The 22373-nt window shown below is 71.5% G+C and carries 20 protein-coding genes; 7 read left to right on the top strand and 13 right to left on the bottom strand.

Going from position 1 to position 22373, the window contains the following annotated elements; genetic code table 11:
* Positions 1–60 precede the first annotated feature (60 nt).
* The 3 genes from ACIBU0_RS33000 to ACIBU0_RS33010 all read right to left on the bottom strand — a co-directional run bounded on the left by ACIBU0_RS33000 (position 61) and on the right by ACIBU0_RS33010 (position 1505).
* Positions 61–489, bottom strand: a complete 429-nt coding sequence (locus ACIBU0_RS33000) for a DUF6153 family protein (protein WP_398825833.1) — start codon at positions 487–489, stop codon at positions 61–63.
* 81 nt (positions 490–570) lie between these two features.
* Positions 571–975, bottom strand: a complete 405-nt coding sequence (locus tag ACIBU0_RS33005) for a hypothetical protein (protein WP_398825836.1) — start codon at positions 973–975, stop codon at positions 571–573.
* 17 nt (positions 976–992) lie between these two features.
* Positions 993–1505: a hypothetical protein gene (locus ACIBU0_RS33010; RefSeq protein WP_398825839.1), complete on the bottom strand. Its 513-nt coding sequence runs from the start codon at positions 1503–1505 to the stop codon at positions 993–995.
* 239 nt (positions 1506–1744) lie between these two features.
* Between ACIBU0_RS33010 and ACIBU0_RS33015 the strand changes: the two genes are divergently transcribed.
* Complete coding sequence (locus ACIBU0_RS33015) at positions 1745–2734, top strand: Acg family FMN-binding oxidoreductase (protein WP_398825842.1); 990 nt, start codon at positions 1745–1747, stop codon at positions 2732–2734.
* A 66-nt stretch (positions 2735–2800) separates the two neighbouring features.
* Here the strand turns inward: ACIBU0_RS33015 and ACIBU0_RS33020 are convergent, their stop codons facing one another.
* The 5 genes from ACIBU0_RS33020 to ACIBU0_RS33040 all read right to left on the bottom strand — a co-directional run bounded on the left by ACIBU0_RS33020 (position 2801) and on the right by ACIBU0_RS33040 (position 8812).
* The gene (locus ACIBU0_RS33020; protein WP_398825845.1) at positions 2801–3247 is read right to left on the bottom strand and encodes a hypothetical protein; all 447 of its coding nucleotides are present in this window, start codon (positions 3245–3247) and stop codon (positions 2801–2803) included.
* Positions 3247–5907 carry a multicopper oxidase domain-containing protein gene (locus tag ACIBU0_RS33025; protein ID WP_398825847.1) on the bottom strand — a complete coding sequence of 887 codons (2661 nt, stop codon included), beginning with the start codon at positions 5905–5907 and terminating at the stop codon, positions 3247–3249. Before ACIBU0_RS33025 ends, ACIBU0_RS33020 begins: the two co-directional genes overlap by 1 nt.
* A 1-nt stretch (position 5908) precedes the next feature.
* Positions 5909–7138 (bottom strand): TIGR04053 family radical SAM/SPASM domain-containing protein, encoded by a 1230-nt coding sequence (locus ACIBU0_RS33030; RefSeq protein ID WP_398825850.1) that lies wholly within the window; start codon positions 7136–7138, stop codon positions 5909–5911.
* A gap of 317 nt (positions 7139–7455) precedes the next feature.
* Positions 7456–7911, bottom strand: a complete 456-nt coding sequence (locus ACIBU0_RS33035; protein ID WP_398825853.1) for a hypothetical protein — start codon at positions 7909–7911, stop codon at positions 7456–7458.
* 115 nt (positions 7912–8026) lie between these two features.
* Positions 8027–8812, bottom strand: a complete 786-nt coding sequence (locus ACIBU0_RS33040; RefSeq protein ID WP_398825856.1) for a DUF2249 domain-containing protein — start codon at positions 8810–8812, stop codon at positions 8027–8029.
* Positions 8813–9240: 428 nt separating this feature from the next.
* Between ACIBU0_RS33040 and ACIBU0_RS33045 the strand changes: the two genes are divergently transcribed.
* Genes ACIBU0_RS33045 through ACIBU0_RS33065 form a run of 5 tightly spaced genes read left to right on the top strand, consistent with a single transcriptional unit; the run spans position 9241 to position 16672 of the window.
* On the top strand, positions 9241–12939 hold the full coding sequence (locus tag ACIBU0_RS33045; RefSeq protein ID WP_398825859.1) for a nitrate reductase subunit alpha: 3699 nt from the start codon (positions 9241–9243) through the stop codon (positions 12937–12939).
* 1 nt (position 12940) lies between these two features.
* On the top strand, positions 12941–14473 hold the full coding sequence (gene narH / locus ACIBU0_RS33050) for a nitrate reductase subunit beta (protein ID WP_398825862.1): 1533 nt from the start codon (positions 12941–12943) through the stop codon (positions 14471–14473).
* Complete coding sequence (narJ, locus tag ACIBU0_RS33055; protein WP_398825865.1) at positions 14470–15261, top strand: nitrate reductase molybdenum cofactor assembly chaperone; 792 nt, start codon at positions 14470–14472, stop codon at positions 15259–15261. The genes narH and narJ overlap by 4 nt, the downstream gene beginning before the upstream one ends.
* Positions 15258–16040 (top strand): respiratory nitrate reductase subunit gamma, encoded by a 783-nt coding sequence (gene narI, locus ACIBU0_RS33060; RefSeq protein WP_398825868.1) that lies wholly within the window; start codon positions 15258–15260, stop codon positions 16038–16040. The genes narJ and narI overlap by 4 nt, the downstream gene beginning before the upstream one ends.
* Positions 16037–16672 carry a vitamin K epoxide reductase family protein gene (locus ACIBU0_RS33065; RefSeq protein ID WP_398825871.1) on the top strand — a complete coding sequence of 212 codons (636 nt, stop codon included), beginning with the start codon at positions 16037–16039 and terminating at the stop codon, positions 16670–16672. The genes narI and ACIBU0_RS33065 overlap by 4 nt, the downstream gene beginning before the upstream one ends.
* Before the next feature lie 23 nt (positions 16673–16695).
* On the opposite strand, the gene ACIBU0_RS33070 is transcribed toward ACIBU0_RS33065, so the two are convergent.
* The 5 genes from ACIBU0_RS33070 to ACIBU0_RS33090 all read right to left on the bottom strand — a co-directional run bounded on the left by ACIBU0_RS33070 (position 16696) and on the right by ACIBU0_RS33090 (position 21141).
* Complete coding sequence (locus ACIBU0_RS33070; RefSeq protein WP_398825874.1) at positions 16696–17319, bottom strand: dihydrofolate reductase family protein; 624 nt, start codon at positions 17317–17319, stop codon at positions 16696–16698.
* Between the two features lie 129 nt (positions 17320–17448).
* Complete coding sequence (locus tag ACIBU0_RS33075) at positions 17449–18438, bottom strand: Acg family FMN-binding oxidoreductase (RefSeq protein WP_398825877.1); 990 nt, start codon at positions 18436–18438, stop codon at positions 17449–17451.
* A gap of 126 nt (positions 18439–18564) precedes the next feature.
* Positions 18565–19590 (bottom strand): type I glyceraldehyde-3-phosphate dehydrogenase, encoded by a 1026-nt coding sequence (gene gap / locus ACIBU0_RS33080; RefSeq protein ID WP_398825880.1) that lies wholly within the window; start codon positions 19588–19590, stop codon positions 18565–18567.
* A gap of 121 nt (positions 19591–19711) precedes the next feature.
* Entirely contained in the window at positions 19712–20554 is an 843-nt protein-coding gene (locus ACIBU0_RS33085; RefSeq protein WP_398825883.1) for a universal stress protein, read from the bottom strand.
* Positions 20555–20700: 146 nt separating this feature from the next.
* A complete protein-coding gene (locus ACIBU0_RS33090; protein ID WP_398825886.1) occupies positions 20701–21141 on the bottom strand; it encodes a pyridoxamine 5'-phosphate oxidase family protein in 441 nt (146 codons plus the stop codon).
* A 209-nt stretch (positions 21142–21350) separates the two neighbouring features.
* On the opposite strand from ACIBU0_RS33090, the gene ACIBU0_RS33095 reads away from it, so the two are divergent.
* Complete coding sequence (locus tag ACIBU0_RS33095; protein WP_398825889.1) at positions 21351–22343, top strand: phosphotransferase; 993 nt, start codon at positions 21351–21353, stop codon at positions 22341–22343.
* Positions 22344–22373 lie beyond the last annotated feature (30 nt).

Genomic DNA, 22373 nt, shown 5'->3' on the forward strand with positions numbered 1-22373 from the left:
AAGGCCGTAGTCCGCCGGCCGCGGCCTGCGCGGCAGTGGCGGAAACGGCTGGGCCTTGTCCTAGATCCGCAGGAGTTGCAGCTCGGCGAGCGAAGGAGGTGCGCGGCCGCCGTCAGGTTCGGTCGCCGTGGACCGGTGACCGCCGACGCCCGACGCCGCCTGCCCGGCGGGGTCGGGCGGCAGCGCGGGGAGGGCCGGGCCCGTGCTGACGGCGCCGGACGAACACGTCGCGTCGGCATGCTGGGCGTGGCCGCCGCCGTCGCTGTCGCCGTGGCAGAGGGACTCCGTGCTCATCGAGCCGGTCATGTCCGCATGCGCGGCGGCCGGCGTGTGATGTCCGGCAGCCGAGTGGTGGCCGCCGACCGCGGTCGCGCTGCCCGGAGCCAGCCCATGCATGCCGAACAACCCGGTCAGCAACCCGAGCACCAGCAGCGCCGGCCACCACGTCAGTGGCGACAGCGCGCGGCGAAGCTGTGCACGGGCTGTCACAGCTTTCATGCTACGGAAGCCTGGCTGCCTTGGCGGGCGGGGGCGCTGCCGTGGACTCGAAGGACGACATCGGTCTCGTCACTACTCGGATGCGAAGAGCTGGAAGAACGTCGGGAAGGTACCGAGGACCCCGAGCCCGATCAGGACCACGGCCACGGCGAGTGCGCGGCCGGTCTCCCGTGGCTTGTTCCTCAGGGCCACATGCAGGATCGCCCAGGACACCAGCCAGACGATCACCGCCATGAGGGTCTTTCCGGACAGCGGACCGACCCGGTCGTTCCACTGCAGCCACTCCGCGACATCGGCGCTGGCCTCGGCCAGGGTCGTGAACAGGCCCAGAGCCGCGGCACCGATGCCGGCGGCGATGATGGCGGCCGAGATCGGTCCCTCGGGTCGGTCGACGTCCGCCGTGCTCTTCTCCTCGGTCACCGGGGCCGGTGGGAGCGGCCGGCCGGTGTGCTGCGAGTGTTCCTCGTGCTGGGTCATCTCGATCACTCTCCGGCTCACTCGACGGGTGCGACTTTGGTGATGAGGGCGCCGAACGCCCCGGCGATCGCGGCGAAGGCGAAGGCGAGCACGAACAGCAGCATCGTGGTGCGCCGTACACGCTCGTGGCGGATGAGGGTCTTGCCGTAGTAGAGGACGATGAAGGCGACCACGGTGGCCAGGATCGGACTGATCCAGGCGATGTGCTCCTTCCACTCCATGCCGAACTCGTGCCAGTCCGCGGTGTCCGGATCGGCCAGCAACTGCGACCTGGGGCTGTTCGGCACCTTCTCCCGGTACCACGGGTAGACCACCCAGGTGCCGGTGATCACGGTCCCCCAGGCGGCCACCGCCATCGCCGTGACCCCGATCTTCAGCCGCCGCATGCGCTCGACGACACCGGTGCCGGTGACCAGCGCCGTCCTGAGCCCGTAGAGGTCGGCCAGTCCGCCGGCGAAGGCCAGCAGGAACACCGCGCCGAGGACCATGCCGTGGATCAGCCCCCACACTTCGCGGTCCGTGAAGCTCATCGGCCACCTCCCTGTGCGTTTCCTGTGTGTCCGTGTGGCCGGAAGGTAGGGCGGTGAAACGGTTGCTGGGCATGGGCCGAACAGCCCACCGTGGCGACTCCGAAGGACCCCCGCCGATTCGCGGACAGGGGGCCGGCGCGCTTCCTCGCCCGTGTGCCTGCTCGGACTCCGGTGGAATAGTGGAAGAGACGGACACAGCGTTCCGTGACGGGCCGGTCGGCTCCTGGAGGGAGGCTCCGGTGTCAGTACACGCGCTCGACACGAAGACCGTGACGGCCCTGGTCGAAGACGCCACAGCCGCCCCGTCGATGTACAACGCGCAGCCGTGGAAATTCGCCTTCCGCCGCGCCGACGACGCCCTGCAGGTGCGCTCCGACCCGGAGCGTGCCATCCCGCGGGCCGACCCCACCACCCGCGCCCTTCACCTGGGCTGTGGCGCCGCCCTGTTCAATCTGCGGGTCGCCGCCGCTCATGCGGGCCTTCAGCCGGCCACCGACCTGCTGCCCGATCCCGCAGACCCGCACCTGCTCGCCACGGTGCGACTGGGCGACCCCGCCCCTGACGACACCGACCTCGCCGCGCTGTATCCGGCGATCCACCGGCGTCACACCAGCCGCCACCCGTTCACGGACGAGGAGATACCCCAAGCCATCAAGGACGCCCTCGGCGCCGCCGCCCTGCTGGAGGGAGCGCGGCTGACGTTTCCCGACGCATGGCACGTGCAGACGCTTCTGGACCTGGTCCACGATGCGGAGGGGCACGACGCCATGGACTCCTCGGCTTCGCAAGAGCTGCGGCGCTGGACCCGCATCGGCGCCGAATCCGTGAGCGCGGCGACGGACGGGATCCCGGACTACGCCTTCGGACCCCGCAAGTACGGCGGCAAGGCGCCCGTGCGGGACTTCGCCGGCCGACATCCCGTGCCCGGGCGCGACGCCGCCACGTTCGAGGACGTGCCCCAGCTCGCCCTGCTGGGCACCGCGGACGACCGGCCGAGGGACTGGCTGCGGGCGGGCCAGGCCCTGGAACGCGTCCTGCTCCAGGCCACTTTGGACGGGCTCGCCACCTCCCTCACCTCCCACGCCCTCGAATGGCCGGACATCCGCTGGGCCGTCCGCGATCCGCAGTCGGCGATCGGCTTCGTACAGATCGTGCTCCGGCTCGGATACGGCCCCTCGGGGCCCCGGACGCCGCGCCGCCCCGTGCATGAGGTGCTCGACATCGAGTGAGCCGTACGCGGCTGCGACGAGGCGGAGGCCGGACGCAGCGCACCTGGGAACCGGGGTGGCCCCTTGTCACGTGGCAGGCAGAGCCGTCGCCAGCAGGACGACGCCGAGTGAGCCGACCAGGGACACGACCGCCAGCGCCCGCGCCAGGTCCGCTCGGCCCTTGGCGTGGGCGATGCCGTGTCCGGCCGCGGCTAGCATCACGACCACGAAGAGAGCGAGTTTGGTGGCCAAGGTACGGCCGTAGCCGGGGTCGGCGAGGGAGGCCCAGGTCACGCCCCTGTGCCAGGCCATCGCCCCTCCGGTGGCCAGTTGCACGGGCAGGAACACCGCCCCGGTCAGCATCCCGAACCGGCGGCCGGCCGCGGCGGTGAAGCGGTCCCTGACCTCCGGGGCGAGCAGATGGCGGGCCAGCGGCAGGATCACCAGGGAGAGGGCCAGTTGGCCGCCGACCCAGAGGGCGGCGCCGGCCACATGCGCGAACCGCACCAGCGACCACCAGCCGACGGTGTCCATCAGCGGCTCACCTCCACCATGCCGTGCGCCCCGGACTCGGCGTGGCGCATGTCGTGGTCGACGAAGGCGTAGTGACCGGCCTCGGGGAACGTCGTCTCGACGAAGCCACCCTGCGCCGCGGCCAGGTCCAGGACCTGCGAGCCGCCCGCCTGCCCCGGCTTGAGCAGATAGGTGCCCTCCTTGTACACGGTGTCGAAGACGGTGCCGACGATGTGGAAGGCGATGCCGTCGCTCGGTCCGGCGGCGACCACCCAGAACCGGGCCCGTTCGCCTGCCTTCGCCTTCAGGGGCTGCTGGGCGTACTGGTCGGCGGCGCCGTTGAACACCCAGGCGTCCGGGGTGCCCTTGTGCATCTTCGTCACCTGGGCGGTGCTGCCCGGCGTGCCGAGGTAGAGCTCGGAGGAGACCAGCACGTACTCGTGGTCGGCCTTCGCGAGGCCGGGCGGGTCGATGACGACGGCGCCGTACATGCCGTTGCCGATGTGCTGGAGCATCGGTGCGGTGCTGCAGTGGTACAGCCATGCCCCGGCCCGCTCGGCGCGAAAGCGGTAGACGAGGCGTTCGCCGGGCTGGATCGTGCGCATGGGCCGGTCGGGGGCGAGGGATCCGGCGTGCAAGTCGATGCCGTGGCCCATGCCTTCGTCGTCGTTGACGAGGGTGACCTCGAAGACGTCGCCGATCTTTCCGCGCAGGGTGGGGCCCGGTGCGGTGCCTCCGAAGGTCCACATCTGCTGCTTGACGCCCGGCGCCACTTCGACGGTGGTGTGCGCGGCGTGCATTTCGACCCTGTGGATCGTCCCGCCGGGCGCGGGAGCCAGGTCGGCGTCGCGTGACTGCCAGCCCTTGGAGAAGGCGCCGGAGAGGGCAGAGCCGGTGTCGTCGGCGTCCGATGCATGCACCTCGTGATCGCCGCTGTGCGTTGCCGTGTCGTCCTTCACGACGATGTCCAGGGTCATCCCGGCCGCTCGGTGGCCCGGCAGGGTGCACCAGGCCTCGCGACTCCCGGTGATCCGCCCGAGGTCGAGGACGCGGGTGTCGCCCTTGGCGAGCATCGGGGTGGCGGGACCGTCCTCGACCTTGAGGTCGTGGCGCTGGGCGTCGTTGTTGGTGACCTGCAGCCGCAGTTCGGCTCCCGCGGTGACCTCGATGCGGGCCGGGCGGATGCGCATGTCGGCCAGGGTGACGGCGACCGTGCGGGCGGTCCCGGCGCCCGCACCCGAGGCCCCGGTGGCGCTCGTCCCGCCGCCCGTGTCGCCGCCGCTGTTGGCCACGAGTACCGCCAGCACGGTCAGTACGGCACCTGCGGCGGCGCCCCACAGGACCGGGCCCCGCGCCGAACCGGACCTGTCCGCGTCCTGCGGAAGACCCCGTGCCGTGCGTACGAGCACGGGCACCGCGAGAGCGAGGAACGCGACCCCGGCCGCCGCGGCCAGCAGGATGCCGGTCGTGGCGGCGGAGCCGGGCAGCGGAAGGGCAACCAGTGCGACACCCGCGTTGAGGGCCACCAGCCTCGGCAGCCAACCCCGTTCGAGCAGCGCCCTGACCGCCGCACGGTCCTTCGGGCCGCTGCTGAGGACGACCGGCAACAGATAGGTGAGCGCACCGACCAGGATCTGGACGACGAAGCCGATGAGCAGCACCGGGACCAGGGCATCGATCCCGGACTGTGCCGCCGCGAGCGGCCGTGCGGCCAGCCAGGCCAGATCCGCCGCCACCGCGGTCAGCAACCAGCCGGTGGCCGCCGCGAGCATCCAGGCCGCCGCCGCGGAGACGGGACGGTTGCCGCGTACGGTACGGACGAACAGGCCGGCGGCGAGGGCTGCTCCGGCCACGTACAGGGCGAGGCCCGCCACAGCCGACCAGCGCAGGCCGAGTGCGAGTCCGGCGACCGCCACCAGCAGTCCGCCGCCGGTGAGCCACAGCACCCACCGGGACACCTTCGTGGTGCGGTCCCTCATCCGCACGCCCAGCACGGTCGGCCACAGCATGAACAGCGTGCCGAGGACGGGCAGTCCGATCCAGCCGAGCAACGTGACGTGCACGTGTGCGAGGCGCAGTCCGGCGTACCGGTCGGGTCCGCCGGCACCGCCCGTGGCCAGCAGCCCACCGAGGGCGGTACCGATGATCAGGGCTACCGTGGCCGCCCGGTAGTAGGCGACGATCGGCTTGAGCCGCCCGCCGAGTGCGCCCCGCCCGAGGCGGACCAGCATCACGAGGTGGGCGGTGGCCGCGGCCACCAGCACCACAGCGGAGGCGGCGGTCAGCACGTGCCGTGCCGTCCATACGCCGATGAGCAGCCCGGCCACGGCGAGGTTCGCCGTCGCGAGCCGGGCGGTGCTCCAGCGCTCGTCGGGGATCTTCGCGTGCAGCAGGGCGACGGCGAAGTGCTCGCTCCAGATCAGGATGGCGGTGGTGACGGCGCCGAGCAGGAACATGTGCACGGCGAGCCAGCGGGCCACCGGCGGCGACTCCTGGGCGGCGGTGGCCGACAGGGCGAGGGCCAGCCACACCACGACCAGAACGTGGGCGCGCAGATGCCGGGCCTTCACGCCGGACGCACGGAACCTGCTCGGGTACCTGCCGGGCCCGCTCGCGTCGCCGGTCTTAGGGGGCCCGCCCGCACTGCCGGTCCCAGGGGGCCCGCTGGCGATGCCGGTCATGTCACTCCTCGGTGCTTGTCGAACCCGTGGCGCCGGCACCGCCGGACAGCAGCGCGGCCAGTTCCCGCTGCCGGGGAAACGAGCCGGGGACGTAGGCACACCACGGCTCCTCGGCGTACGGGTCGCCGGTGACGCCGTACGCGCGCGATCGCGAACCGCCGCAGACACGGCGGAACTCGCACGCTCCGCACCGGCCACCCAGCCGGTCGGCGTCCCGCAGCCCGGTGAACAGCTCGGACGTGCGGTAGATCTCCGTCAGGGGCGTCTCGCGGACGCTTCCGGCGCCCAGGGGCAGGAAGCCGCTCGGGTGCACGGTGCCGGTGTGGGAGACGAAGACGAAGCCGCGGCCGGCGTTGACGTCCAGCGGCGGACGGCGTACCCGGCGGGTTCCCGCGTCCAGTCCCAGTGCGGCAGCCTTCTCGCGCAACTCCCGGTAGAGCGTGCCCAGTTCGAGTGCTGTGACGTGGTCGTCGCCGGTGGCGGCAAGGATCTGCCGCTGCAGGGCGACACGGCGGAAGTGGTGGGCCTCGGTGGTCTTGGCCGGGACGGTCAGGCCCACGTCGTAGACGAAGTTGAGGACGTCCTCCACCTCGCCCGCGGTCAGGGCGCCGAGGCTGCGGCCGCGGCCCGTGGGCACGAGGAAAAAGGCGCTCCACAGCATCGCGCCATGGTCGGCCACGAGGCGGACGATGGCCGGGAGGTCGTGCAGGTTGTGCCGAGCCACTGTGGTGTTGATCTGGACCTTCATACCGAGGGCACGGGCGGCGTCCCAGGCGTCGAGGGTCCAGCGGAACACCCCGGGCACTCCGCGGAAGGTGTCATGGATGTCGGCGGTGGAGCCGTCAACGCTCAGCGAGAGGCCGACCGCGCCCGCCGCGTGAAGGTCCCGCAACCGCTCTGCGGTGAGCGTCGGGGTACCGGACGGGGACACCGCGACCCGGACGCCGACCTCTCGGCCGTAGGCGATGAGCTCGGTCAGATCCGGGCGCTGGAACGGGTCACCGCCGGTGATGACGAACAGCGGGGGTGGCTGTCCGAACGCGGCCACTTGCCGCAGCAGGTCCTTCGCGGCGGCGGTGTCCAGTTCGCGCGGGTCGCGGTCGGGCACGGCCTCGGCACGGCAGTGCAGGCAGGCCAGCGGACAGGCCCTGGTCGATTCCCAGATGACGATGAACGGCCGCGATCCCGCGTTGTGCCGCTGGCGGCGGATGGCCTGGGCGGTGGCGCTCATCGCACCGTCCAGCCCAGCGCCCTGGCACTGTGTCCGGCCGCCCAGGAGTCAGGGCAGACGAGTCGGGCGGTCGGACGGTGACCGATCCGGACCGTGCGCGGCACCCACCGCGAGCGACAGCGGTGGAATCGGCCTTGAGGGCGGTCGACGTGGTCGTGCACGGGTTACCTCCGGATCGGTCGCCGTCAGCATCCACCGGCGGTGGTGGTCGGCGCGGCGGCCGATGGTCTTGTCGAACAGGGCCGATGGTCCCTCTTTGCGGCAGGTGGGCCGAGGCCGGATGGACTGCGGCAGGTCGGCCGGGGCCGGGATGGGCTTCAGGAGCGGTTCGAAGGGCCGGGCGCCAGGGCGTCCGCCGTGGCCACCAAGGCGATACCCAGACCGGTCAGTGCGGCGCCCAGACCCGTGACCAGGGTGGTCAGGTTCCATCCCTGATACGCGGACATCAGCGAGGCGCGCAAGGACTGGCCCATGAACGCGGTCTGGCGCAGCTCGGCGAGCTTGTCGTCGTCACCGCCGGCGGCGTGCAACTCGGCGCTGATCTCGGCATAGGTGCGGCCGTCGGTGGCATGGGCGACATTGCCCTTGATGAACTCGGCGTAGGCGTGCGCCTCGGGGCCGGTTTCCACCCGGCGGCCGGCGTAGGCGGCGAGTTCGGCGGGGAGTCCCCGCTCGGGGAAGGAGATCTTCTGAGCGGCCAGCTCGCTGCGGATCTCCTTTCTGCCGCTGCGGCCGCGCCACACCATGACCGGCCCCGATGCTGCCAGGGCCACACCGATTGTCCTGAGCAAGGCGCCGGCCCGACGGTGCGATCCGTCCATGACGTGTTGTCCTTCTTTCCTCGTGTGCTTGAGCTTTCCTCGTGTGCTTGAGTGATCCAGCAGCGGATCAGCGATGGCTGAGTCGCAACCGCCAGGCTTCCGGGCCGCGTTGCAGGTACTCCACTGCGAAGACTCCCGGGCTGCGCTGCTCGATCTGCGCGAGCAGCGGCAGGGGATCGTGCGGGGCGACCAGCACCATCGCGGTGCCCGCCGGGACGGCGTCCAGGGCGCCGAAGACGGTGGCGTGCCGCAGGGCGTGCGGAACGTCCCGCACGTCCAGTTCGGGATCGGCCGTAGCCTCCTCGTCACCACAGCCGCATGCCCCGCCGCAGCCGCCGGCCTCCTCGATCTGCCCTTGCCTGTCCGTGCCGTCCGCGAGCCGTTGGTGCATGTCCGACAGCAGCGCGGCCAGGGACACCTCGGGCGTCATGGCGAGCAACGGCAGCACGAGGCCGTTCTCCTTGGCCACATGCTCCTCGAACAGCACCTGCAGGGCCCGGGCGTCGGCCGCCGCGCCCGCCGGGCCCTGTGCGCCGCGCAAGGCGTCGACGAGCGCGGTGAGGCAGCGGTGTTCGCCGATGAGGCTCTCCATGAGAAGACGGGCGTCGGGCATGCCATGGGCGGCGGGGTAGAGCACGGCCTCCTCGGCGACGGCGTGCGGCAACAGTGAGCGGTCGCAGAAGGCCACGAGCCCGGCGTGGATCTTCTCCGCGGCGATCGGATCGCGCTCTACGGCCGTCAGCAGCATGGACACCCGGCCGGCCAGCTCACCGGCCAGGCGGGCGTGGTGCGCCTCGGCGGTTTCAAGGGCGGTGGCGTCCTCGGGGGTCGAGGCAAGGGTGAGCAGGCTCATGACGGCGTCTCCAGCAGGTCACGGTCGGCACGGCCGGCCAGTGCGGGGCGGTAGGGCCGGCCGGTGCGGTCGGCAGGGCATTCCGCGGTGGCGGCCCCGGGGAGGAGGGTGCTGCGTCCGGACGCGAGGCGCGCCCGGACGCGCGAGCGAACCGGACGCCACCCGCCGCACGCGCTGTGCCTGTGACGGCCGGGGACGGGGGAATCGGCCACCTCGCAGGCACGAGACGCGGTCGCGCAAGAGGCGCATCCGTGGTTCGATCAACGCCCAGCATGCAACGCCGGCCACACCGACTCCCTGGCCGACCGGGCCTCATCGCAGGGACCATTGGTCCCTGTTCCGACCAGCGGGGTTGGGCCGGAAGGTCGTCCGGCGGGGACCGCCGGCCCCAGGTGCACGGGGGTCCGCGCCACCTAGCGTTCCTGGGCATGGAGAACGATCAGACAGCACGGCGTCAGGCGCCGCGCGCCGGGGAAGGGTGGCCGCTGGCCGCCCGCAGGCTGCTGACCCGCCGCGAGGTGTCGGCCGACGGACGCGCCGTGTTCGGCGAGGGCGACCCGGCATGGGAGGGCTTCTACCGGGACCGCTGGGCCCACGACAAGGTGGTGCGCTCCACGCACGGCGTCAACTGCACCGGTTCCTGCTCGTGGATGGTGTACGTCAAGGACGGCATCATCACGTGGGAGCACCAGGCCACCGACTACCCGTCGATCGGCGCGGACTGCCCCGAGTACGAGCCCCGCGGCTGCCCGCGCGGCGCGTCGTTCTCCTGGTACACGTACTCCCCCAGCCGGGTCCGCTACCCCTATGTGCGGGGTGCGCTGCTGAAGCTGTGGCGCGAGGCGCGCCGTCGCCTCGGTGACCCGGTGGCCGCGTGGGCCGAGATCACGTCCGACCCGGCCAAGGCCCGCGCCTACAAGCGCGCCCGCGGCAAGGGCGGCCTGGTGCGTGCCGACTGGGACGAGGTGAGCGAGCTGATCGCCGCGGCCCATGTGCACACCGTCAAGGCGTACGGCCCCGACCGCGTCGCCGGCTTCTCCCCGATCCCGGCGATGTCCATGGCCTCCTTCGCGGCAGGCGCCCGCTTCATGTCGCTGATCGGCGGCACCCTGCTCTCCTTCTACGACTGGTACGCCGACCTGCCCATCGCCTCGCCGCAGGTCTTCGGCGACCAGACCGACGTGCCCGAGGCGGCCGACTGGTGGAACGCCGGCTACCTGATCATGTGGGGCTCCAACATTCCCGTCACGCGCACGCCCGACGCGCACTTCCTGACCGAGTCCCGCTACAACGGCACCAAGGTCGTGGCCGTCAGCCCCGACTACGCCGACAACGTCAAGCACGCCGACGAGTGGGTGGCCCCGCATCCGGGCACGGACGGGGCCCTGGCGATGGCCATGGGGCACGTGATCCTGCGTGAGTTCCTCGTCGACCGCCAAGTGCCGTACTTCCAGGACTACTTGCGCAAGTTCACGGACGCGCCGTTCCTGGTGACCCTGCGGGAGCGTGCCGACGGCGGTCTGGTCCCGGGCGGTTTCCTGACCGCCGCCGACCTGGGGCGCGACACGGAACACGCGGAGTCCAAGACCGTTCTCCTCGACGCGGCCACCGGGCGACCGGTGGTTCCGAACGGCTCGCTCGGCTTCCGCTGGGGGGAAGCCGAGCCGGGTCGTTGGAACCTCGATCTGGGCACCACGGTGCCCGAGTTGAGCCTGCTCGACGGCGCGGAGGACACCGTGGCCGTGGCCCTGCCCCGCTTCGACGAGGGCAGCACGGAGGGCGGCTCGGTCATGGTGCGCGGGGTGCCCGTACGGCGCATCGGCGGGCGCCTGGTCACCACGGTCTTCGACCTGATGCTGGCCCAGTACGGCGTTCGGCGGCCGGGGCTGCCCGGCAGCTGGCCGTCGTCGTACGACGACGCGTCGCAGCCGTACACCCCGGCCTGGCAGGAGACGATCACCTCCGTGCCGGCAGAGCAGGCGGGCCGGATCGCCCGGGAGTTCGCCCGCAACGCCGAGCGCACGAACGGCCGGTCGATGATCGCCCTGGGCGCGGGCACCAACCACTGGTTCCACTCCGACACGATCTACCGGGCGTTCCTGGCGCTGGTGACCATGACGGGCTGCCAGGGCGTCAACGGCGGCGGCTGGGCGCACTATGTCGGCCAGGAGAAGATCCGCCCGATCACCGGCCTGCAGCACCTGGCGTTCGCCTTCGACTGGCAGCGGCCCACCCGGCACATGGCGGGCACCTCGTACTGGTACCTCAACTCCGACCAGTGGAGGTACGAGGCGTTCGGGCCCGAGGAGCTGGCCTCTCCGCTGGGCGAGGGCCGGTTCGCGGGCAAGGGCTTCGCCGACTGCCTCGCGCAGGCCGTGCGGCTCGGCTGGACGCCGGGGCACCCCGGCTTCAACCGCAACCCGCTGGACCTGACGGACGAGGCGCGGGCGCAGGGCAAGGAGGTCGCCGAGCACATCGTCGACGAGCTGAAGTCCGGGCGGCTGCGGTTCGCCGCCGAGGACCCGGACGACCCGGCCAACTTCCCCCGTGTACTCACCGTGTGGCGGGCGAACCTGCTGGGTTCCTCCGGCAAGGGCAACGAGTACTTCCTGCGGCACCTGCTGGGCACCGACGCGGCGGTCCGATCCGAGGAGACCCCGCCGGAGGGGCGCCCGAAGGACGTGGTGTGGCGGGAGGAGGCTCCCGAGGGCAAGCTCGACCTGCTGGTCACGGTGGACTTCCGGATGACCTCCACCGGCCTGCTGGCCGACGTCGTCCTCCCGGCGGCCACCTGGTACGAGAAGGACGATCTGTCCAGCACGGACATGCACCCCTTCGTACACGCCTTCACCCCGGCCATCGCCCCGCCCTGGCAGGCCCGCACCGACTACGACACGTTCCTGACGATCGCCGACCGGTTCAGTGAGCTGGCCGCCGAGCACCTCGGGACGCGCACCGATGTCCTCGCCGTGCCGCTGCTGCACGACACCCCGGACGAACTCGCCCAGCCCGGCGGGACGGTACGGGACTGGAAGGCCGGGGAGTGCGAGCCGGTTCCGGGCCGGACCATGCCGAAGCTGGTGGTCGTGGAGCGGGACTACGCGGCGACCGCGCAGAAGATGCGCGCCGTCGGCCCTCTGCTGGACACCCTGGGCACCACCACCAAGGGCATCACCGTCCATCCGGACCAGGAGCTGGACGAGCTGCGCCGGCGCTGCGGCACCGTACGAGACGGGATCGCCGCCGGTCGGCCCTCGCTGGCCACCGCCACCGACATGTGCGAGGCGATCCTCGCCCTGTCCGGCACCACCAACGGGCGCCTGGCCACCGAGGGCTTCCGGGAACTGGAGCGGCAGACCGGCAGCGAGGGTCTGGTGGAACTCGCCGCCGAGCGGGAGGCGGAGCGGATCACCTTCGCCGACACCCGCACCCAGCCCCGGGCCGTGATGACCTCGTACGAGTGGTCGGGCTCGGAGACGGGTGGGCGCCGCTACTCGCCCTTCGTCATCAACACCGAGCACCTCAAGCCCTGGCACACCCTCACCGGACGCCAGCACTTCTTCGTCCAGCACGACTGGATCACCGAACTCGGTGAGCAACTCCCCGTCTATCGACCGCCGTTGAACACCCCTCGGCACTACGGCGACCAGCAACTCCACGACGGCCGCGCCGAGGTGACGGTCCGTTACCTCACCCCGCACTCCAAGTGGTCCATCCACTCGAACTACCAGGACAACAAGCACATGCTCGACCTGTCCCGCGGCGGCCCGGTGATCTGGATGTCCACCGCCGACGCCGAGAAGATCGGCGTCAAGGACAACGAGTGGATCGAGGCGTACAACCGCAACGGCGTCGTCGCCGCCCGGGCCGTGGTCACCCACCGCATGCCCGAGGGCACCGTGTACATGTACCACGCCCAGGACCGCAACGTGAACGTCCCGAAGACCGAGGTCAGCGGCAAGCGCGGCGGCATCCACAACTCGCTGACCAGGCTGCTGCTCAAGCCCACTCATCTCGCGGGCGGATACGCGCAGTTCACCTACGCCTTCAACTACTACGGCCCGACCGGCAACCAGCGCGACGAGGTCACGGTCATCCGCCGCCGCAGCCAGCAAGTGGAGTACTGACATGCGCGTCATGGCCCAGATCGCGATGGTGATGAACCTCGACAAGTGCATCGGCTGCCACACCTGCTCGGTCACCTGCAAGCAGACGTGGACCAACCGCACCGGCGTGGAGTACGCCTGGTTCAACAACGTCGAGACCAAGCCGGGTGTCGGCTACCCGCGCCGCTACGAGGACCAGGAGCAGTGGAAGGGCGGCTGGATGCTCGACAAGCGCGGCCGGCTCGTCCTGCGCTCGGGCGGACGCCTCAAGCGTCTGCTGTCGCTGTTCTCCAACCCTGACCTGCCGAGCCTCGAGGACTACTACGAGCCGGTCACTTACGACTACGACAATCTCGTCAGCGCCCCGGCCGGGAAGGACATCCCCGTCGCCCGGCCCCGCTCCGTCCTCACCGGCAAGCCCACCGCCATCACCTGGGGCGCCAACTGGGAGGACGGCCTCGGCGGCGCTCCCGAGAACGCCGGCGGCGACCCCAACCTCACGGGCGAGTGGGCTCAGAAGGTGAAGTTCGAGTTCGAGCAGACCTTCCTCTTCCACCTGCCCCGCCTGTGCGAGCACTGCCTCAACCCCGCCTGCGTGTCCGCCTGTCCGTCCGGCGCGATGTACAAGCGGGTCGAGGACGGCATCGTCCTCGTCGACCAGGACCGCTGCCGTGGCTGGCGGATGTGCGTGACCGCGTGCCCGTACAAGAAGGTCTACGTCAACCACGCCACCGGCAAGGCCGAGAAGTGCACCTTCTGCTTCCCGCGCATCGAGGCGGGACAGCCCACCGTCTGCTCCGAGACCTGCGTGGGACGCCTGCGCTACCTGGGCCTGTTGCTCTACGACGCCGACCGCGTCGGCGAGGCCGCCGCGACCCCGGACGAGCAGGACCTCCTCGACGCCCAGCGCGGCGTCTTCCTCGACCCGCACGACCCCGAAGTCGCCGCGGCGGCACGGGAGTCGGGGATACCGGAGGACTGGCTGGACGCGGCCCGCCGCTCCCCGGTGTACGACCTGGTCATGCGGTACAAGGTCGCCCTCCCCCTCCACCCGGAGTACCGCACCCTGCCGATGGTCTGGTACGTCCCGCCGCTCTCACCCGTCCTCGACGCCGTCGGCGCGGCGGGCGGCGATCAGGACGATCCCGACCACGTCTTCGCCGCCGTCACCCGGCTGCGCATCCCGCTGGAGTACCTCGCGGAGCTGTTCACCGCCGGGGACACCGACGTGGTCGCCGGGGTGCTGATGAAGCTCACCGCGCTGCGCTCGTACATGCGCGAGCGCACCCTGGGCGAGGCCGGGGACGAGGCCGCGCTCAAGGCCGTGGGCCTCACGGCACGCGAGGCGGAGGACCTGCACCGGCTGCTCGCCGTCGCCAAGTACGCGGACCGGTACGTCGTTCCCGCCGCCCACAAGGAGGACGCCGCCGCGCTGACCGCGATGGAGAACCGCTGCCCGGTCGAGTCCTCCGGGGACCCGGCGGACACCACCGGCCGACGCGTGATGCTCGGCATCCCCACCCTGCGCCGCAATACCGCTGGAGGCCGTCCGTGACCCCGTTGCCGGCGACCATTCCCGCCCTCGTCCGCACCCGCGTCCGGGCAGCCGTACGCCGCCCCGCCCGGCTCACGCCCGAGGAGGCCGAGGCACGCGCCCTGCTGCTGCGGCTGTGTTCGCTGCTGCTGCAGTACCCGGACGCCGAACTCGCCGCCGCCCGGCCGGTCCTCACCGCGACCGTCGAGGCTCTGCCGCCCTCCCCCGCCGCCGGGCATCTGGCCGCCTTCACCGCCTGGTTCGCGGGGCAGGAACCCGATGCGCTGGAGCGGCACTACGTCGAGATGTTCGACCTGCGCCGCAAGAGCAGCCTCTACCTCACCTACTACCTGCACGGCGACACCCGCCGCCGCGGCATGGCCCTGCTCACCCTGAACCAGCGCTACCGCGCCGCCGGCTGGGACACCGACAGCGGGGAACTTCCCGACCACCTCCCCGTCGTCCTGGAGTTCGCCGCGCTGGCGGGTCCGCGTGGCGGCGAGGCACCGCTGCGCCAGCACCGCCGAGGGATCGAGCTGATCCACCGCGCCCTCACCGACGCCGACTCCCCCTACCGGCACGTCCTGGCGGCCCAGCTCACCCTGCTGCCGCCGGCCACCGAGGCCGACCGCGCGGCCGTGGCCCAGCTGGCTGCCGAGGGCCCGCCGAACGAGGAGGTCGGCCTCGACCCCTACGGGACGTACGGGGACGGGGAGTTCGCACCTCCGGGCACCTTCGTGCCGCCGACGCCCGCCCCGCCGACCCGTGTGCCGCCCGCCCCGACCAGCCGTACGGAAGGCCCTCGATGAACGCCCCGCTCTCCCCACTGGCCGCCACCTCGGCGAGCGGCGCCGACCTGCTCCTGTGGGTCGCCGTCCCCTACATCTGCCTCGCGGTGTTCGCCGTCGGACACGTCTGGCGCTACCGGCAGGACCAGTTCGGCTGGACCTCCCGCACCACCCAGCTCCTCGAACACCGCTGGCTGCGCTGGGGCAGTCCCCTGTTCCACCTGGGTGCCTTCATGGTGATCGCCGGGCATGTCGTGGGCCTCGCCGTTCCCGACGCGTGGACCGAGGCCGTGGGCATCACCGAGCACGCGTACCACACGACGGCCGTCTGGGCGGGTTCGGTGGCGGGCGTCGCCATGGTCGCGGGACTGGGCATGCTGTGCGCCCGGCGACTGCTGACCCGCCGGATCCGCCTCGGCACCGACCGCAGCGACAAGCTCCTCTTTCCCCTGTTGTCCGCCACCGTCCTGCTGGGCATCACCGCCACCTTCGCCCACAACGTCTTCGGCGCCGGCTACGACTACCGCTCCACCGTCTCCGTCTGGTTCCGCGGCCTGTTCCTCCTCCAGCCCCGGCCCGAGGCCATCGCCGGAGCCCCGCTGCTGTTCCAGCTGCACGCCCTGAGCGCGTTCCTGCTCTTCGCGGCCTGGCCGTTCACCCGGCTGGTCCACGTGTGGAGCGCCCCCATCGGCTACCTGGCCCGGCCCTACCTGGTCTACCGGCGCCGAGCCACGACGACCGCGGCCCCCACTGCGGCGCACCAGGCCCGCTCCGCCTCCGCCTCGCGCCGAGCCGCATGAGCCACGGACCCGCGCTCGCGCCGGACGCGACGACCGTCCGGCGCCCGCACACCGTGGGAGCGAGCCGCTGGACCGGATGGGTGATGGTCCTCACCGGGATCATCGGCTGGCTCGCCGTCTTCCAACTCACCGTGGACGACTGGCGGCTGCTGCGCGATCCCGGCTACCGGCCGCCCTGCAACCTGAGCCCCGTCGTGAGTTGCGGCAGCGTCATGTCCAGCCCGCAGGGCAGCCTGTTCGGCTTCCCCAACATGCTGCTCGGACTGGGCGCCTTCGCCGCCGTGGCGGCTCTGGGCATCGCCGTGCTCTCGGGGGCGCGCCTGCACCGCCGGCTGTGGCTCGGGCTCGCTGCCGGGGCGCTGGCGGGGGTGGTGTTCGTGCACTGGCTGATCGTGCAGTCGCTGTACGAGCTCAACAAGCTCTGCCCCTACTGCGCAGTCGTGTGGGTCGTCACCATCGGCCTGTTCTGGTACGTGGCCCTGCACTGCCTTGAACAGGGAATCGTCCCCGCGCCACAGGGTGTCCTGGACGTCGTCCGGGACACGCACTGGATGCTGCTCGCCGCCTGGTACGGGGTGATCGCACTGCTGGTCCTCACCCGCTTCTGGACGTACTGGAGCAGCCTGCTGTAGCCGCGCCGGTCCCCGAGCCCTGCTCAGCCGTCGAGCCCCTGGGTGGGTGCTCCGCCACTGGGCGCGTTGCGGGCATACGTGACCTGGAACCGCAGATGCGTGACATGCGGCGAGGCGAGGATTCTGGTCCGTTCCAGCTCGATGTGTTCCGTCCCCAGATGATCGAACAGCCGACGGCCCTCACCCATCAGCACCGGCGCGATCTGCAGGTTGATCTCATCAAGGAGCTCGGCTCTGAGCGCCTGCTGAGCGATGTCCGCGCCCATCAGCGTGACGTCCTTCCCGTCCGCCGCCGCTTCCGCCTGCCGAAGCGCACTTTTCACATCACCGGTCAGGAACGTGAAGGATCCGCTCTTCATGACGAGCCGGCCTCGAGGGTCGTGGGTCAGCACGAAGCACGGCACCGGAAAGGGCGTGTCCTGCCATACCTCGACACCGACGTCGAATGTTCTTCTGCCCAGTACGACGGCACCCGTCGAGGCCGAGACTTCCTGTGTCACCGCGGCGTCGACGTCACTGGTCGATGCATTGAAGATCCATTCATGCAGCCGCAGACCACCCCGGCCCATCGGTTGTTCGACGCTGATGTCCGGACCGGCCATGAAACCGTCCAGCGACATAGTGGCGTTGAGGACCACCTTGCTCATGGGACGAGCACCTCTCTCCGGGGATCGTTGCCTGGCATCCACCGGAGTCAGACCGCGCGACGATGCCGAACTCATCGGCGTCCTGCAGTGCGACAACGTCATCCCGGTGGCTTGGGCCGAGTCGCTCGATCACACAAAGTCGAGAACATCAGCCACCGGGCGGCGGGGCGTCGCCGGGCCCCTCGGTCCGTAGCCGAGCCGCAGCACCATCTGCACCTGTCCGGTGCCCGAGCCGGGGTCGCGGGCCACCATGCGCAGCTCACGGTCCTCCAGGGCGTGGGACGTCAGGGAGGTGGCCAGATCGGCCAGGGTGGCTTCCAGCAGGACACGCTGCAGAGCCTGACCGGCTCGCAGCCAGTCGGCGGGGCCGTCGCCGGGGGTGCTCAGCAGCGCCAGGTTCGGGGCGTGTTCGAAGGTGGTGGTGCCGCGGTCGGCCACCGGCCGGCGCCCCGCGAAGTCCCGTACGGGCGCCCTGCCGTCCCGCTTGCTCGGCCCGAAGGCGTACTCGGGGACGCCGTCGACGGCGATGTCCGCCTCCGGCCCGAGCCGGGTCCAGCGCACCAGGTCCTCGTTGGCGTCGGGGTCCATGGCGTCGCGGCTTTCCGCGTCGTGCACCAGGTCGAGCACGGTCTCGGCATGCCAGGGCCCGGGAAACAGCAGCTCGGCCCCCTCCCGCACGGCCGCGTCCTGCAGCGTCGCCCGCACGTCCTCGGGCACGTCCTTGTCGGCGAAGGGGTGACGGCTGGTGTGTCGCTGCCGGATCGCCGGATGCAGCCGCGCCAGATCGTCGTCCCGCCGGCGCCCGGCCGGGTCGGCCAGGTGCACGGCGGCGAGCAGCAGCCGGTCGTGCGGCTCGGGCAACAGCTGCGTCTCCGGGACAAGGCCGGCGTGCGCGGCGGCGACGCGGAGGTTGAGCAGTGCCGCGCCGCAGCCGATGTGCAACGCCCGGTTGTCCGGATCCGAGTGGGGCATGGCCCGCTCGGGGTCGGCGTACAGCAGCATGCGGCGCTCGCCGGTCAGGAAGCGGAACCGCCACGGCTGTGCGTTGTGCATGGACGGGGCGGTCGCGGCCTCGGTCACCAGCTTCGCCACCGTCTTCTCGTCGAGCCGCGATGCCATGGCATCCTCCTCGAGCACTCGGGATGCGACAGGACTCCGACCGCCGGGTACCCGGTCGGGCGGATCACCGTGTGCGCCGGCGCCACGACACGCTGTCCGGAGCAGGCCCGTGACGACCCGGTTCCGTCAGGCGCGCGGCAACCGGGCGGCGACGTACTCGGTGAGGTCCAGCAGCCGGTTGGTGTACCCCCACTCGTTGTCGTACCAGCCGAAGACCTTGACCAGCTCGCCGTGCGCCTGGGTGAGCGGGGCGTCCAGGACGCAGGAGGCGGGATCGCCCACGATGTCGCGGGAGACGATGGGGGCGTCGGACACCCGCAGGACGCCCTTCAGCGGCCCGTCGGCGGCCTCGCGGAACGCCGCGTTGATCTCCTCCGCGGTGACCGGCCGGTCCAGGACCACGCTGAGGTCGGTCAGCGATCCGTCCTCGACGGGCACGCGCACGGCGATCCCGTCCAGGGTCCCGGCCAGCTCCGGCAGGACCAGGCCGACGGCGCGGGCGGCTCCGGTGGAGGTGGGGATGATGTTGACGGCGGCGCTGCGGCCGCGGCGCAGGTCCTTGTGCGGGCCGTCGAGGACGACCTGGTCGTTGGTGTAGCCGTGGATGGTGGTCATCAGGCCCTTGACGATGCCGAAGTGCTCGTCGAGGACCTTGACCATGGGGGCCACGCAGTTCGTGGTGCAGGAGGCGTTGGAGACGACGTGGTCGCTCTGCGCGTCGTACGTACCCTCGTTGACGCCCATCACCACGGTGGCGTCGACGTCCTTGCCCGGCACGGAGAGCAGCACCTTGCGGGCGCCCGCCCCCAGGTGCCGGCCGGCCTGTTCCCTGGTGCGGAAGCGGCCGGTCGACTCGATCACGATGTCCGCTCCGAAGTCACCCCAGGCCAGGGCCGCCGGGTCGCGCTCGGCGGTCACGGCGATGCGGTGCCCGGCCACGGTGAGGGAGTCGTCGTCGTGCTCGACGGGGCGACCGATGCGGCCGTACGTCGAGTCGTACGCCAGCAGATGGGCCAGCGCCGCCGGCGAGGTGATGTCGTTGACCGCCACGACCTCCACCGGGGTGCCTGCGGTCTCCGCGCGCTCCAGTACGCAACGCAGGTAGTTGCGGCCGATCCGGCCGAATCCGTTGATGCCCACGCGCACGCTCATGTCCGTCGTCCTCCCGATCGGTGTCCGGTGCACTGCACTGCCAGCCTCTGCCGGGCGGATCCGGTGCGGGAGGGGCCGTACGGTGCCGGGGTACCGGACGACCGGCCCCACTTCGCCGCCGTCACGGGGCCCCCTGGCCGGCTGCCGGGATCAGCGCCACGGGGCAGTGGGAGTGGTGCAGCAGGGTGTGGGCGACCGGGCCGAGCTGCGGTCCGAGCCTGCTCGCCCGCCGGTGTGCGCCGATGACGACGACGGCCGCCTCGCGCGTGGCGTCCGCGAGGGCATGGGCCGCTCCGGTGCGCATGGTGCGGGTGTCGACCTCGACCTCGGGGTGTTCCTGCTGCAGTGTGGCCAGGCTGAAGCGGGCCACGGCCTCCTCGGCGCGCTCGTCCTGGACGAGTCGCCGCTGGCCCGGACTCGTCGCGGGGATCAGCGAGGGCAGTTCCGGGGTGACGTACCGGTGGGTCGAGTGAAGGACCCGCAGCCGGGCTCCGCGCCGCTCCGCCTCGCGGAAGGCGTAGGCAGCCGCGTCGGCGTCCGAGTCGCTCTCCAGGCCGAGCAGTACCTCGCGCCCGTCGTCGCACGGGTGGTCGCCGCGTACGACGAGCAGGGGGCCGCGCACGTGCGCGGCGAGCCGCAGGCTCACCGAGCCGGCCAGCAGTCCGGTGACTGAGCCGAGGCCGCGGGTGCCGACGACGGTGAGGTCGCTGCCCTCGCTCTCGCGCAGGAGAGCCGGTACCGCGCCCCCCGCGTCGGCCTTGGTCACGACGGACAGGTCCGGATGACGTTGCCGCACGCGTGCGATCGCCGACGCGAGGACGGGGCCTGCCTCGTCGCGGTCGGGCACGGCGTACACGACACGCAGTTCGGCGCCGCGGCGTGCGGCCTCGTGCGCGGCCCAGTCCAGCGCTCGTACGGCGTTCAGGGAACCGTCGACTCCGACGATCACATGATGGAGGGTCATGGCCCTCTCCCTTCTGCTCCGGTCCCGATGCTCGTCCTTCCACGGCGCCGCGAGCAGGGGCCACCCGAACCCGGCGACACGCCGTAGGTCCCCGGCCGTGAGGCCGTTCGGCCCGGCCGGACGGGCACGCAAGGGCGTGCACGCGGTCAGCAGGAGAGGTCGAGCCCGTACATGCTGCGTCCGCCGACGAGTGCGCGTCCGGTCACCAGCTCGGGCTGGATGCGGATGAAGACCTCGACGGGCGAAGGCACCCAGGAGCGTGGGCCGGTGCAGCACAGCCGCTCGTGCTCGGCCCCGTCGGTGACCACCGTGGCTGAGCCGGTGACCACCACACTCCAGCCCGAGTGCGACGCCGCGTCGACCTCGTCGGCCTCGAAGGCGACCACGGTGCCGTCGATCGCACGCGCCAGTTCCGAACCGGCCGCGGTGCGCAGCAGCACGGCGCCGTCGCGGTCCAGACCGAAGTTCACCGGCAGCACCGCGGGCAGCGCCTGACGCGTGTGCACGATCCGGCCGACGGGCACCTTCGCCAGCAGGCGCAGGCACTCCTGCAGTCCTAGTTCACGGAATCCGTCGTTTCGGTACATGGGCCAGTCCGTCTTTCGCCTGAACCAGCGGTGCGCTGGGAACTCCATCGTCAGCCGTGCGAACGCCGTGGGCGAGGGCCGACGGTCCCGGACGTGCCGGACAACAGCCCTCATTGCCCGTGAGCAAGTCGTGGGCGACTGGGATTGTCGGGTGGGGCGGCGACCAATTCGGTTGCCGCTGGGGTGGCGGGCGGGTTGAGTGACTGGCCATGAACCTGGCACAGGCGGTCGAGCGGCTCGGGTTGGGGCAGTTGCTGGATGCCCCGCTGCTGCTCAAGGATGACGAGCAGAGCCCGGTGTGGAAGGTCGTTACTGACACCGGCGCATGGGTGGTGAAGATCGCCCAGCCCTGGGGTGACTTCTGGCTGCCCATGGCTGCCCAGGCAGGGGCGCTTGAAGCCGCCGCGTGGGAGATCGGTGTCGCGATGCCCGAGCCGCAGTCGACGGCTCTGGGAGAGGCGGGTCTGTGGCGACCGATCGGGGACGGTGCCTACGCCCGTGCGGTGCGCTTCGTCGAGGGCGCGCATCCGACCGCACCGGCGGCCGAACCGTTGGCGGCATGGGCCGGCGGGCTCGTCGCCGACCTCGCGCGGTGCGCGATTCCAGCCGACCCGGCCGTCGATGGGGACTACCGGTCGTACTCCCAGGGAGAGTGGGCGGAGTGGTTCGCGCAGGCCGAACGTCTTGAGGTCCTCGGTGCCGAACATGTCCGCATCTTGAAGCTTTCAGTGGAGCATGCCGAGGCCATGATCGAAGATCAGCAGGAGCTGTGGCGATCCAAGTTGGTCATGCATCGCGACATCCGGCACCACAACGTTCTGACCGGCTCCGACGGACCGGTGCTGTTGGACTTCGATGCCGCCGGGGCGCAGGACCCGTGGTGGGAGCTGGTCTTCACCGCTTTCGGTCTCGCCGGCTTCGGCCGCGAGTCGGAAGTGCCCGAGCGCCGTGTCGTCGAAGCGTGCCTCTCCGGGTACGTCGCCGCCGGAGGGGCAGTCGGGGCGGTCGATGAGTCGGCGTTCACCGGCATGTTCGCCGGACGCGTGGGAGCGGCGGCTTGGCAGCTGTGGATGGCCTGCGGCCACCGGGGCGGAAGTCCGGAGTACCAGGCCGGCTTCGCTCGGACGCTCAGGGAGTCGGTGAAGGCGATGGCCATGATGCTTGAGGCCATGCCGACCTGGGCCACTTGGCTCAGGGCATGAGCGCAGAACGCCGGGCAAGGGTCGCCAAGC

The sequence above is a fragment of the Streptomyces sp. NPDC049627 genome (assembly GCF_044465645.1).
Lineage (GTDB): Bacteria > Actinomycetota > Actinomycetes > Streptomycetales > Streptomycetaceae > Streptomyces.